The sequence below is a fragment of the Klebsiella sp. CTHL.F3a genome (assembly GCF_019890895.1).
Lineage (GTDB): Bacteria > Pseudomonadota > Gammaproteobacteria > Enterobacterales > Enterobacteriaceae > Klebsiella > Klebsiella grimontii.
This window is the reverse complement of the sequence record NZ_CP082360.1, coordinates 2,365,324-2,379,049: the sequence shown is the minus strand read 5'-3', so window position 1 is coordinate 2,379,049 and position 13,726 is coordinate 2,365,324. Positions and strand designations below refer to the sequence as shown.

Annotated in this window: 7 protein-coding genes and 1 pseudogene; 5 read left to right on the top strand and 3 right to left on the bottom strand. The window is 59.2% G+C overall.

Translation table 11 applies throughout. The features are described 5' to 3' along the window. Window positions 1-10: 10 nt before the first annotated feature. Window positions 11-943: a carbamate kinase gene (gene arcC, locus K7H21_RS11180; RefSeq protein ID WP_004121856.1), complete on the top strand. Its 933-nt coding sequence runs from the start codon at window positions 11-13 to the stop codon at window positions 941-943. A gap of 112 nt (window positions 944-1,055) precedes the next feature. On the opposite strand, the pseudogene K7H21_RS11175 reads toward arcC, so the two are convergent. Beyond that, window positions 1,056-1,832: pseudogene (locus K7H21_RS11175) on the bottom strand (XdhC family protein); the annotation flags it as partial. Window positions 1,833-2,365: 533 nt separating this feature from the next. On the opposite strand from K7H21_RS11175, the gene ygfK reads away from it, so the two are divergent. Further along, on the top strand, window positions 2,366-5,470 hold the full coding sequence (gene ygfK / locus K7H21_RS11170) for a putative selenate reductase subunit YgfK (RefSeq protein WP_223035779.1): 3,105 nt from the start codon (window positions 2,366-2,368) through the stop codon (window positions 5,468-5,470). Next, complete coding sequence (gene ssnA, locus K7H21_RS11165; RefSeq protein WP_223035778.1) at window positions 5,467-6,804, top strand: putative aminohydrolase SsnA; 1,338 nt, start codon at window positions 5,467-5,469, stop codon at window positions 6,802-6,804. Before ygfK ends, ssnA begins: the two co-directional genes overlap by 4 nt. A gap of 99 nt (window positions 6,805-6,903) precedes the next feature. Here the strand turns inward: ssnA and K7H21_RS11160 are convergent, their stop codons facing one another. Together K7H21_RS11160 and ygfT are read right to left on the bottom strand one after the other, a co-directional pair. After that, a complete protein-coding gene (locus K7H21_RS11160) occupies window positions 6,904-7,380 on the bottom strand; it encodes a 4Fe-4S dicluster domain-containing protein (protein WP_004121863.1) in 477 nt (158 codons plus the stop codon). Then, a complete protein-coding gene (gene ygfT / locus K7H21_RS11155) occupies window positions 7,377-9,317 on the bottom strand; it encodes a formate-dependent uric acid utilization protein YgfT (RefSeq protein WP_087828977.1) in 1,941 nt (646 codons plus the stop codon). Before ygfT ends, K7H21_RS11160 begins: the two co-directional genes overlap by 4 nt. A 635-nt stretch (window positions 9,318-9,952) precedes the next feature. Here ygfT and K7H21_RS11150 point away from each other — a divergent pair. Both K7H21_RS11150 and fdhF read left to right on the top strand, forming a co-directional pair. Continuing rightward, window positions 9,953-11,425, top strand: coding sequence for a nucleobase:cation symporter-2 family protein (locus K7H21_RS11150; RefSeq protein WP_049115878.1), 1,473 nt, complete (start codon window positions 9,953-9,955; stop codon window positions 11,423-11,425). A 136-nt stretch (window positions 11,426-11,561) separates the two neighbouring features. Then, window positions 11,562-13,709: a formate dehydrogenase subunit alpha gene (fdhF, locus tag K7H21_RS11145; RefSeq protein WP_223035777.1), complete on the top strand. Its 2,148-nt coding sequence runs from the start codon at window positions 11,562-11,564 to the stop codon at window positions 13,707-13,709. Window positions 13,710-13,726: the final 17 nt, after the last annotated feature.

Genomic DNA, 13,726 nt, shown 5'->3' with positions numbered 1-13,726 from the left:
AGAGGATGCTATGAGTAAAAAAATTGTTCTCGCTCTCGGCGGGAATGCGCTGGGCGACGATCTCGCCGGACAGATGCAGGCCGTACGGCACACCGCGCGGACGATCGTCGATCTTATCGCCCTTGGCCATCAGGTGGTGGTGACTCACGGTAACGGCCCGCAGGTGGGCATGATCAACCAGGCCTTTGAAGCCGCGGCCAAAACCGAGGCCCACACGCCGATGCTGCCGATGTCGGTCTGCGTGGCGTTGAGCCAGGGCTACATCGGCTACGACCTGCAGAACGCGATTCGCGAAGAGCTGCTGTCGCGCCAGCTGGATATTCCAGTGGCGACCCTGATAACCCAGGTGGAAGTGGACGCTAACGATAAGGCATTTCTTAATCCGACCAAGCCCATCGGCTCGTTCTTCAGCAAAGAAGAGGCCGAAAAGCTGAGCCAAAACGGCTACATCATGAAAGAGGACGCCGGGCGCGGCTACCGTCGCGTCGTCGCGTCGCCCATGCCGGTAGATATTATCGAGAAACAAACGGTAAAAGCGCTGATGGATGACTGCCACGTGGTGATCACCGTCGGCGGCGGCGGCATTCCGGTGATTCGCGAGGGTAACCATCTGCGCGGAGCCAGCGCGGTTATCGACAAGGACTGGGCCAGCGCGAAGCTGGCGGAGATGATCGACGCCGACTTGCTGATCATTCTCACCGCCGTGGAAAAGGTGGCGATCAACTTCGGTAAACCTGAGGAGCAGTGGCTAGATAACCTCTCCCTACGCGATGCCGAACGCTTTATCGCAGAGGGTCACTTTGCCAAAGGCTCAATGCTGCCAAAAGTGGAAGCCGCCGCCGCCTTCGCCCGCTCCCGGCCGGGACGCCAGGCGCTGATCACCATGTTAAGCAAAGCCAAAGAGGGTATTGAAGGGAAAACCGGCACCATGATTAGCCAGTAAGCTGTACGCCACGGGTTGCCGGGAACCTCCCGGCAACATTTCCCCTGGCAGAACCTCAGATTTCCGCCGCCTCCACGGCATATTCCTGCCGACCCGCCTGTTTAACCTGGTTCATCAGCCCCCCCGGCGCGCCGTTTTTCACCTGCAGGATCTCCGCCAGCACGCTGATGGCGATCTCGTTTGGCGTCTCGGCGCCGATGTCATAGCCAATCGGCGCCCGCAGGCGGCTGATATCCGCTTCCGGCACGCCGTTCTCCCGCATCTGACGTACAAAGGCCTGCACTTTTCGCCGGCTGGCCAGCAGCCCCAGCCACGCCACCGGTTGGGTTATCAGCCTGTCCAGCGCCTCGCGATCCTGGTTGTTGGTGGCAATCAGCACGAAATCCTGCGGCCGTACCGCCATCGCGTCCACCACATCCGTGAAGCTGGCAGCATGCGCCAGCCGCGCCGAAGCGGGGAAAGCATCGGGACAGAGGCTTGCGGCGTAGGTATCGCCGACGCAGATATCAAAATCCAGCAGCGCCGCGGCGTGGGCAACCGCGCGGTTAACGTGCCCGGCGCCGACCAGCAGCAGGCGCGGGCGCAGGCCGTGAACGCTGATGTATACCGACATCGCGCCGCCGCAGTCGGAGCCCACGGCGTCGCTGCCGGTGCGCGCCATGCGGCCGTGAAACATTCGCGATTCCCGCTCGCGCAGCGCCGCCTGCGCCGCATCAATAACTTTACGTTCCACCATCCCGCCGCCAATGGTGCCCACAATCGAACCGTCCTCACGGATCAGCATCTGAGCGGCGTGTCGGGGGGTGGAGCCCCGACTTTCGACAATCTGCGCGAGGGCAAAGGGGCAGTTCTGTTCTTCAAGCCGTGCTGCTTCTGCGAAAATATTCATACCAACCTCAAAGGCAATTTCTTTTACGGTTTTGGGGATTGTCTGCGATGTCGACCGGCTTCTCAGTTTGAGAGCTCACCCTCCGTTGAAAATACCGTCGCAGCGACCGATTATGGCTATGCAATATTTATACTGCCCCGCCGTTTTTTATCGCGAATTGTGAATCAGGTCATTTTGTTAGCCCTGGCGACGTTGAAATTGGGCTATCGCGCCGATTATTTCGTCAACCACCGGGCCAAATTCCCACCGCCCGCTGAAATCACCGCCGAATAGCCGACATAAATTATCATTCTGATATTCCGGATCTGATTTTGAGAAATCTCGCCGAATGATAAAGCGTATTGATTTGAGTTCTCATTTACCCGCTATGGAATTATTCACGCCGCGGCGTTGAGTTTCGACCTGGTTCACAAATTAATTATTCCGCCGCCGCCGTTTGAATAACTGGTGTGATTGTTGCTCCTCTTTCTTTATCCGTCGGGATTATTACCACCGGCAATGTCGATCTTACAATGATATCTAAGGAGAGGGTTATGGGAGATATAATGCGTCCCGTGCCGTTTGAGGAGCTGTTAACGCGCATTTTCGATGAGTATCAGAGTCAGGGATCTATTTTTGGCATTCCTGAACAACAGTTTTATTCGCCGCAGGCGCAGCGTTCGATCGGCGTATTTGGCGAAAGCTGCGCCACGCCTCTCGGCCCCGCTGCCGGGCCGCATACCCAGCTGGCGCAAAACATCATTACCGCCTGGCTAACCGGCGGGCGGTTTATCGAGCTGAAAACCGTACAGATCCTTGATCGTCTGGAGCTGGAAAAGCCCTGTATCGACGCGGAAGATGAGTGCTTCAATACCGAGTGGTCCACTGAATTTACCCTGAAAAAAGCCTGGGATGAGTACCTGAAAGCCTGGTTCGCTCTGCATCTGCTGGAGCAGATCTTTCCGCTGGCGACGAATAAAGAGAGCAAGTCGTTTATTTTCAATATGAGCGTCGGCTACAACCTTGATGGTATTAAGCAGCCGCCAATGCAGGAATTTATCGACAACATGATGGACGCCTCCGCCCATCCTAAATTCGCCCAGTACCGCGACACGCTGAACCGCTGGCTGCAAAATAAAACCTTTATCGACAGCCTGCCAACTTGCGCACGCAAAGACGGGCTGGACAACCTGGCGCAGCGCATACCGGCCAGGCTGGTCCAGGGCGTCACCCTCTCGACGATGCACGGCTGCCCGCCGGACGAGATCGAAGCCATCTGTCGCTATATGCTGACGGAGAAAAACCTCAATACCTTTGTGAAGCTCAACCCAACCCTGCTCGGCTATCCGCGCGTGCGCGAGATCCTCGACACCTGCGGCTTCGGCTATATCGGCCTTAGCGAAGCGTCGTTTGATCACGACCTTAAGATTGACCGGGCGCTGGAGATGCTGATGCGCCTGATGGCGCTGGCGAAAGCGCGCAGCCTCGGCTTTGGCGTCAAGCTGACCAACACCCTCGGCACCGTCAACAACAAAGGCGCGCTGCCGGGAGATGAAATGTATATGTCCGGGCGCGCGCTGTTCCCGCTCTCTATCAACGTGGCCGCCCTGCTCTCGCGGGCGTTTGACGGCAAGCTGCCGATCTCCTACTCCGGCGGCGCCAGCCAGCTCAACATTCGCGAGATTTTCGACACCGGCATTCGCCCTATCACCATGGCCACCGACCTGCTGAAGCCGGGAGGATATCTGCGCCTGAGCGAGTGCATGCGCGAGCTGGAGAAAGCCGACGGCTGGAACATGACGCAGATCGACGTCGAGCGCCTCAACGCGCTGGCGGAAAAAGCGGTGAGCATGGACTACACCCAGAAACAGTGGAAGCCGGAAGAGCGCATTGATACCGGCGAGCCGCTGCCGCTGCTGGACTGCTACGTCGCCCCCTGCGTGACGGCCTGCGCCATCAAGCAGGATATTCCGGAGTATATCCGCCTGCTGGGCGAGCATCGCTACGCCGACGCGCTGGAGCTGATCTATCAGCGCAACGCTTTACCGGCCATCACCGGCCATATCTGCGATCACCAGTGCCAGTACAACTGTACGCGGCTGGATTACGACAGCGCGCTCAACATCCGCGAACTGAAAAAAGTGGCGCTGGAGAAAGGCTGGGACGAGTACCGTAGCCGCTGGCATAAGCCCGCGGGATCCGGCTCCCGGCACCCGGTAGCGGTGATCGGCGCAGGCCCTGCCGGTCTCGCCGCCGGCTACTTCCACGCCCGCGCCGGGCATCCGGTCACGGTATTTGAACGCGAAGCCAACGCCGGGGGCGTGGTGCAAAATATCATTCCGCAGTTCCGCATTCCCGGCGAGCTTATTCAGCACGATATCGATTTTGTCGTCGCCCACGGCGTCAAAATTGAGTACGGCTGCGATCCGCATCTGAGCGTGGAAAAACTGCAGGCGAAAGGTTTTCGTTACGTGCTGGTCGGCACCGGCACCGATAAAAACAGCGGCGTGAAGCTGGGCGGCGACAACCAGAACGTGCATAAATCGCTGCAGTTCCTGCGCCAGTTTAACCGCGGCGCCGAGCTGAATCTGGGCAAACATGTGGCCGTGGTCGGCGCCGGCAATACCGCGATGGACTGCGCCCGCGCGGCGCTGCGCGTACCGGGCGTGCAGAGCGCGACCATCGTCTATCGCCGCTCGCAGCAAGAGATGCCCGCCTGGCGCGAAGAGTACGATGAGGCGCTGCTCGACGGCGTCGACTTCGAGTGGCTATGTAACCCGGAACAGTTTAACGCCGACGGGACGCTCGTCGTACGCGTCATGAAGCTCGGCGAGCCGGATGAGAAAGGCCGCCGCCGCCCGGTGGAAACCGATGAGATTCGCACCCTGCAAGTCGACTCTCTGATTACCGCCATCGGCGAGCAGCAGGACGGCGAAGCGCTGTCGGCAATGGGGATCCCGCTCGACCCACAGGGCTGGCCGGTGGTCAACGCCGATGGCGAGACCAGCAAGCCGAACGTCTTCCTGATCGGCGACGTTCAGCGCGGCCCCTCATCTATCGTCTCCGCTATCGGCAACGCGCGACGGGCCACGGACGCGATCCTGGCCCGGGAAAATATCGCCAGCCGCTACGGAAACAAAGTCTGGAACAATGTCGATCCGGCGAAGGTGTACCAGCGTAAAGGCGCTATCGCCGTCACCCTGGTGGATAAAAACCAGCGCGAGGCTTTTGTCGAGCAGGAAGCCAGCCGCTGCCTGGAGTGTAACTACGTGTGCAGCAAGTGCGTCGACGTCTGTCCGAACCGCGCCAATATTTCCGTGGCCGTCCCGGGCTTCCAGAATCGCTTCCAGACCCTGCATCTGGACGCTTATTGCAACGAATGCGGCAACTGCGCTCAGTTCTGCCCGTGGCAGGGAAAACCGTATAAAGACAAAATCACCGTGTTCAGCCTGGAGCAGGATTTTGTCAACAGCACCAATCCAGGCTTCTTCGTCGCGGGCGCCAGTGTCAAAGTGCGTCAGGACGACCAGACGTGGCAGCTGGAAATAAACGACCGCGGCCAGTTTAGCGAGGTACCGGCCCAGCTAGACGCCATGTGCCGCATCATAAGCCACATTCATCAGCACCAAAGCTATCTTCTGGGAGGCGTTGAAGTATGAGTGTCCTGATCCTGAAAAATGCCACCGCCGCGCAGATCTATCCGGCGAAAGTGTGGGAGAACGTCGATATCGCCATTGAGAATGATAAAATTCTCGCTGTCGGCCCCGGCCTGTGCCAGCGCTATCCGCAGGCGCAGGTGAAAGAGATGCGCGGGCAGCTGGTGATGCCCGGCATGGTCTGCTCCCACAATCACTTTTATTCCGGCCTGTCCCGGGGGATTCAGGCCAATATCGCCCCCAGCCCGGACTTTATCTCCACGCTGAAAAACCTGTGGTGGCGCCTTGACCGGGCGCTGGACGAGGAGTCGCTCTACTACAGCGGGCTGATCTGCGCCATGGAGGCCGTGCGCAGCGGCTGTACGGCGGTGATCGATCATCATGCGTCGCCTCACTATATTGCGGGCTCCTTGAGCCAGCTGCGCAACGCCTTCCTCAAAATCGGGCTGCGCGGAATGACCTGCTTCGAAACCACCGACCGCAACTTTGGCAGCAGCGAGCTGCGCGACAGCGTTGAGGAGAACATTCGCTTCGCCAGAGAGATCGACGCCGCGCGTGAAAAGGGCGACCAGCCTTATCTGGTCGAGGCCCATATCGGCGCCCATGCCCCGTTCACCGTGCCGGATGAAGGTCTGGCGATGCTGCGCGAAGCGCTAAAAGCCACCGGCCGCGGCCTGCATATTCACGCGGCGGAAGACCGCTACGATGTCTCTCACAGCCATCACCTTTACGGCAAGGACCTGCTGGTGCGGCTGGCGGAGTTCGACCTTATCAACAGTAAAACGCTGATTGCCCACGGCCTGTACATCTCCGATGCCGACGTCGAGCTGCTCAACGCGCAGGACGGCTTCCTGGTGCACAACGCCCGCTCCAACATGAACAACCACGTCGGTTACAACCCCCGCCTGCCGCAGATGCGCAATCTGGCGCTCGGCACCGACGGCATCGGTTCCGACATGTTCGAGGAGATGAAGTTTGCCTTCTTTAAACACCGCGACGCCGGCGGGCCGCTGTGGCCGGACAGCTTCGCGAAGGCGCTGAGCAACGGCAACGAACTGCTGAATCGCAACTTCAACGCCCACTTTGGCCGCCTTGAGGCGGGCTATAAAGCGGACCTCACTATTTGCGACTATATGGCGCCGACGCCGCTGATCGCGGAAAACATCGCCGGACATATCGCCTTCGGCCTTGGGGCAAACAGCGTGCGCAGCGTCATGGTGAACGGCGTGATGATCTACGAGGATCGCCAGTTCAGCTTCGACTGCGAGTCGATATTCCGCGAAGCGCAGAAAGTGGCGAAAAAAATGTGGGCGCGAATGGATGCGCTCCCCGCGTAGCCCGCGTAAAAATGCTAAACCGGCTGGCAAGCCGGTTTTTTTTGCTGACAGAACGCGCGTGAAATTGCCCGGCGGCTTCTGCGCCGCCGGGCGCAACGTTTACAGCGACAGCAGCGCGGCGGTGGCGATATTGCGCTGCTTTTGCAGCGCGTTAAGCTGTTCTTCGGTCATGATACTCAGCGCCGCCGTCGGGCAGACGTCAACGCAGGCGGGGCCGCGCTCGCGGGTACCGCAAAGATCGCACTTAACGATAACCGGCGTCAGACCGGCCTTCACCTCGATGGTAATCGCCCCAAACGGGCAGGCGATCGCGCAGCTCTGGCAGCCAATGCAGCGCCCGCCGTCAGCTTCCACCTTCTCCGCCCCCATACTTAGCGCCCCGGTCGGACAGGCGCCCACGCAGGGCGCGTTCTCGCACTGATGACACATCACCGGCACGCTAACATCGTCGAGGCGCATCACTTTCAGGCGGGGGTGAAACTCCGCCCCCGGCGCCACGTGTTCCAGCGCACAGGCTACCTCACAGGTCCGGCAGCCGATGCAGGCCTGCGAACTGGCAACGATAAAACGGGTCATATCTCCTCCCGGGCCGTGAATTGCGTCAGCATCTCGCTGGCCGCCTGCCGCCCGGCAACCATGGCGGTGACCACCAGGTCCGCCCCGGTCACGGCATCGCCGCCGGCAAAAATTTTGTCATGGCTGGTTTGCGTCGTTCCGCGCCCTTTGCCACCGGTCACTATCTGCCCCCAGCGGTCCAGCTTAATCCCGTGGCCGCGCAGCCACGGCATCTCGTGAGCCTGAAAGCCAAACGCCATAATGAGCACATCGGCTTTAAGTTCAAACCCGGAATCCGGGATCGGCTGCGGCCGACGGCGGCCGTCCGGGCCCGGCTCGCCCATCTTCGTGCGGATCATCTCTACCGCGCAGACCTGCCCCTTACGGTTGAGCTGAATGCGCTGCGGCTGCACGTTAAACTCAAATTTCACCCCCTCTTCCCGCGCGTTCACCACCTCTTTTTTCGACCCGGGCATGCTTAGCTCATCGCGACGGTAGGCGCAGGTCACGCTCGCTGCGCCGCGGCGAACGGCGGTACGCAGACAGTCCATCGCCGTATCTCCCCCGCCAAGCACCACCACCCGTTTCCCCTTAATGTCGGTCAGCGGATACTCGGCGCTCTCTTCAAGCCCCATCACCTCGCGGGTGCTGGCAATCAGAAACGGCAGAGCCTGAATCACGCCGGGGGCGTTCTCTCCCGCCAGACCGGCGGCCATCAGACCGTAGGTACCCACGCCGAGGAAAACCGCGTCATAGTTTTTCAGCAGATCGGCAAAAGCCACGTCGCGACCCACCTCCTGGTTGAGATGAAAATTGACGCCCATGGCGCTAAAAATGTCGCGGCGCATCTCAAGCACCTTTTTATCCAGCTTGAACGGCGGGATACCGAAAGTCAGCAGGCCGCCGATTTCCGGATGGCGATCAAAGACGTCAACGTGCACGCCCGCGCGCACGAGAATATCGGCGCAGCCCAGTCCGGCGGGCCCGGCGCCAATCACCGCCACCCGCTCCCGGCGCGGGGCCACGTTGTCGATTGTCGGTCGCCAGCCCATCGCCAGCGCGGTATCGGTGATATAGCGCTCAAGATTGCCAATGGCGACCGAGCCGCCCTCGTTCTTTAAGGTACAGGCCCCTTCGCACAGCCGGTCCTGCGGACAGACGCGGCCGCAAATCTCCGGCAGGGAGCTGCTCTGATGACACAGTTCCGCCGCCTCGATAATCTTGCCTTCGTTCACCAGGCGGATGAAATCGGGAATGTGGTTATGCAGCGGACAGGTCCAGTTGCACCATGCCTTCTGTGCACAGTAGAGGCAGCGTTCGCTCTCATATTCCGCGTCACGCTCGCCCAGCGGTTGATAGATTTCGCCGAAATGCCGCAGGCGGTCATCGGCGGGCACTTTTTTCGCACCAACGCGCGGAGGTTTATTGAGTATCGCGTTACGTCTCGCGCCGCGAACGCCCTTCAGCGGTCTTTCCAGCGCGGATCGGATCTGCCGCGCGTTGCGCAGTTGGTTAACGGCAGCCTCATCCATCAGGCGCAGCGCCTGGGTTGGACAGCTGGCCACGCACGCCTGCTGACCGGAAGGATGCTGGCTGCAAAGATCGCACTTCTGCGCCAGCTGCGGCGCGTCGTCATCGTTGGCTACCATCTCAATGGCCCCAAAGGGACAGGCGATGACGCAGTTTTTACAGCCGATGCACAGCGCCTCTGTAAACTGAACGCTGTCGTTCGCCACGCGCAGCGCCTGGGTCGGACAGGAGCCGACGCAGGGCGCGTCGTTGCAGTGGCGGCAGGTCGTCGCGCTGCTGGCCTTACGGTTGAAGAACACGCGGATGCGTGGAAGAAAGTCGCTACGCTGCTGGGGCCAGCGGTCCTGGCGATGAGAGGTGACGCAGGCCACTTCACAGGCATGGCAGCCAATACAGTTTGCAGAATCGGCAACGATAAATTTATTCATTTGCTTCCCTTTATTATTTCAGGACTCACCGGGAAGCGATGCAATAATCAGGCGATTTTTTTCAAGGTATTCATATGCTGCTCATTTTTGCGAGCCGCCTCAAAAAAAAGTGCCCCTCAGCGTAACGGCGAGATAATTATCCACGCGCGCTGAGCGAAGATTATTCGCTGCGTTCTGGATTTAATCATGTTGATAATTCAACGTATCGTGCGTAATACCAAAATGAGATTGTCCCTATCTCAATGTGATAGCGCACATTTTTTGCCAACGCGTCTTATTTAAAGATATTGCCCTCAGAGAGATATTCCGCCCTTTTTCCCGTGAGTTATTTCACACAATTCCTCTTCGATTCTCCGGATGTTTATTTTTGGCACAGCTTACGCATATCACTCAACGTGCGCGCAACACGCTGGTGAACGCATCAGCTCAGGGAGGCAGCGGCCTTCGAATCGTAACTTCGGCTCTGTTCACGCTTATACCCAAAATAATTCGAGTTGCAGGAAGGCGGCGACACAGCGAATCCCCAGGAGCTTACTCTAGTAAGTGACTGGGGTGAGCGAGGAAAGCTAACGCACAAGCAACTTGAAGTATGAAGGGTATATACGGAGTGAAGTCGTACAGGAGATAACAACTTCATGAAAGATATCGCCAATTCCGCCTCACGAAACGGGAGCTCGGCCGCGCCGGTCGATGAAGTTTTACCCGTTACGCAAATGATTCTTTATGGGCTACAGCACGTGCTGGTGATGTACGCCGGCGCCGTGGCGGTTCCGCTGGTAGTGGGCAACGCGGTAGGGCTCCCGCCGGAACACATTATTTTACTCATCAGCGCCGACCTGTTTATCTGCGGCGCGGCCACCATCGTGCAGTCGCTGGGGGTCGGTAAGTGGCTCGGCTGCCGGCTGCCGCTTATCCAGGGTTGTACCTTCGCGGCGCTGATTCCGATGGTGCTGATCGGTAAGGAGTACGGGATCGGCGGGATTTCCGGGGCGGTGATCGTGTCCGGTATATTCATCCTCTGCTGCGCGCCGTGGATTAGTAAGCTTATCCGCTTCTTTCCCAAGGTGGTGATGGGCAGTATCGTCACGCTTATCGGCATGTCAATTATGCCGGTGGCAGGCGGGTGGATTGGCGGCGGCAGCAGCGAAATGAGCGGCTTTGGCGCCCCCTTCTCGCTGCTGATGGCGGCGATTACGCTGGTGATTATTCTCAATATTTACACCTTCGCCTCCGGCGTCGTGAAAAACACGTCGGTGCTGATCGGTCTTATCATCGGCACCGTACTCTGGAGCTGCTTTAAGCCTCTCGACTTCAGTCTGGTCCACGCCACTCCCTGGCTCCATCTGCCGACCCTGATGCCCTTCGCCAAACCTGAGTTTCATATTATCCCCGTCGCCCTGCTATCGATGGTGATGGTAGTGGTGATGGTGGAAACCATGTCCTCGATGATGGCGACCGGGGATATCGTCGGGAAAAAGGTGGACGCGAAGATGCTGCGCAACGGCCTCAACACCTGCGGTATCGCGACCACCATCTGCGGCTTCTTCAATCTGTTTCCCTACGCCGCGTTCGCGCAGAACGTCGGCCTGATCGGTTTAACCGGGGTGCGCAGCCGTTTTGTGGTGTCGGTCTCCGGCATCATTCTGATTCTGATGGGCGTGTTCTCGAGGATGGCGGCGCTGGTGGTGCTGATACCGAAACCGATCCTCGGCGGCGCAGGCATTGTCATGTTCGGTATGGTGGCGGTGTCTGGTATTCGTACCCTGGGACAGGTCAACTACCGCAACAATAATAACGGTATGGTGGTGGCATTAACGCTCGGCCTCGGCATGATGCCGGTACTGGTGCCCAACTTATTCACCCAGTTTCCGCCGATGGTTCAGCTGTTTCTGCACAGCGGGATTACGATCGGTACCCTGACGGCTATTGTCGCCAACCTCACCCTCAACGGCAGCGTGCCTTTGCGCGTTAACCACGAAACGCCGGTCCCCGATCCGGCCCCGCCAAGTTCGGCGGCACGCAACATGGCCGTCAGAACCGTCAGAATGTGGCTCCTGCTGCGCAAAGTTCAAAAGGAGAAACAGCCGGAAGAAGCCCAGGAGGGGTAACGATGCTCACCAGACTCCTGTTCGCATTGCTAACCCTGCTGCTGCTGGCGATCCCCGTCGTACAGCAGGGGATCGCGCAGGGCCTGAACGGCCGCTTTAGTTTTGCCCTGCTGTTCTAAGATTAAGGACCCTTACTATGAAGAAAGTAACGACCGTCTGCCCCTACTGCGCCTCCGGCTGCAAAATGCAGCTCACGGTAGAAGAGGGAAAGATTACCCGCGCCGATGCCGCTATGGGAAAAAACAATCAGGGTACCCTGTGCCTGAAGGGCTACTACGGCTGGGATTTTATTAACGATACCCAGATCCTCACGCCGCGCCTGAAAACCCCGATGATCCGCCGCCAGCGCGGCGGCAGGCTAGAATCCGTCTCCTGGGATGAGGCGCTCGATTACGTCGCCACCCGTCTGAGCGCCATTAAAGAGAAATATGGCCCGGACGCGATTCAGACCACCGGCTCTTCGCGCGCCACCGGCAATGAAACCAACTACATCATGCAAAAATTTGCGCGCGCCGTTATTGGTACCAATAACGTCGACTGCTGCGCACGCGTCTGACACGGCCCTTCGGTTGCAGGTCTGCACCAGTCGGTCGGCAACGGCGCGATGAGTAATGCTATCACCGAGATCGATGATACCGATCTGGTGTTTATTTTCGGCTATAACCCGGCGGATTCGCACCCTATCGTGGCGAATCATATCCTCAACGCCAAACGCAACGGGGCGAAAATTATCGTCTGCGATCCGCGTAAAATCGAAACCGCGCGCATTGCCGATCTGCACCTTGCCCTGAAAAACGGTTCCAATATTGCGCTGCTCAACGCCCTCGGGCACGTCATTATCGAAGAGGATCTGTACGATAAACCCTTCGTCGCCGGGCGTTCCGAAGGCTTCGAAGCGTATCGCAACATCGTTGAAGGCTATACGCCGGAGTCGGTGGAAGCCATCACCGGCATCAGCGCCGGGCAGATTCGCGAATGCGCGCGGCTGTACGCCACCGCAGGAAACGCCATGATTCTGTGGGGAATGGGGGTGACACAGTTCTGGCAGGGCGTCGAAACGGTACGCGCCCTGACCAGCCTGGCGATCCTTACCGGCAACCTGGGGAAACCGCACGTCGGCGTTAACCCGGTGCGCGGTCAGAACAACGTTCAGGGGGCCTGCGACATGGGCGCGCTGCCGGACACCTTTCCGGGCTATCAGTATGTGAAATTCCCGGAAAACCGGGAAAAGTTCGCCAACGCCTGGGGCGTCGAGAGCCTACCGGAGAACCCCGGCTACCGCATCAGCGAGCTGCCACACCGCGTGGCGCACGGCGAAGTGCGGGCGGCATACATTATGGGGGAAGATCCGCTGCAGACCGACGCCGAGCTTTCCGCCGTGCGTCAGGCCTTCGAGGATCTGGAACTGGTTATCGTCCAGGATATTTTCATGACCAAAACCGCCGCGGCGGCCGATGTGATTCTGCCCTCGACCTCGTGGGGCGAGCATGAGGGCGTCTATACCGCAGCGGACCGCGGCTTCCAGCGCTTTTTCAAGGCGGTTGAGCCGAAGTGGGATCTGAAGACCGACTGGCAGATCATCTGCGAGATCGCCACCCGCATGGGTTATCCGATGAAGTACGACAACACGCAGCAGATTTGGGATGAGCTCCGCCAGCTGTGCCCCAACTTCTTCGGCGCGACCTATGAGAAGATGGGAGAGCTGGGCTACGTGCAGTGGCCGTGCCGCGACGAGTCCGAGGCGGATCAGGGCACTTCGTATCTGTTTGCGGAGCGCTTCTCCACCCCAAACGGACTGGCGCAGTTCTTCACCTGCGAATGGCAGGCGCCGATCGATACCCTGAGCGACGAGTATCCGCTGGTGCTCTCCACAGTGCGCGAAGTGGGCCATTACTCCTGCCGCTCGATGACCGGCAACTGCGCGGCGCTGGCCAAACTGGCGGACGAACCGGGCTACATCCAGATCAACACCGCCGACGCCAAACGGCTCGGCATTGAGGACGAAGAACTGGTGTGGGTTAACTCGCGCAAAGGCAAGGTGATTTCCCGGGCGAAGGTCAGCGACAGGCCGAATAAAGGGGCGGTTTATATGACCTATCAGTGGTGGATCGGCGCCTGCAACGAGCTGGTCACCGAGAATCTCAGCCCGATAACCAAAACCCCCGAGTACAAGTACTGCGCGGTTAACGTTGAGCGCATTGCCGATCGGCAAGCCGCCGAACGGTACGTTATTGATCAATACAACCAGCTGAAAACCCGCCTGCGCGAAAGCGCCGCGGGGTAAAAAATATCGCCCCGCGG

Coding starts and splice junctions, on each gene's coding strand:
- K7H21_RS11160 (WP_004121863.1), bottom strand. CDS start 7,380: ATGACCCGTTTTATCGTTGCCAGTTCGCAGGCCTGCATCGGCTGCCGG.
- ssnA (WP_223035778.1), top strand. CDS start 5,467: ATGAGTGTCCTGATCCTGAAAAATGCCACCGCCGCGCAGATCTATCCG.
- arcC (WP_004121856.1), top strand. CDS start 11: ATGAGTAAAAAAATTGTTCTCGCTCTCGGCGGGAATGCGCTGGGCGAC.
- ygfK (WP_223035779.1), top strand. CDS start 2,366: ATGGGAGATATAATGCGTCCCGTGCCGTTTGAGGAGCTGTTAACGCGC.
- K7H21_RS11150 (WP_049115878.1), top strand. CDS start 9,953: ATGAAAGATATCGCCAATTCCGCCTCACGAAACGGGAGCTCGGCCGCG.
- ygfT (WP_087828977.1), bottom strand. CDS start 9,317: ATGAATAAATTTATCGTTGCCGATTCTGCAAACTGTATTGGCTGCCAT.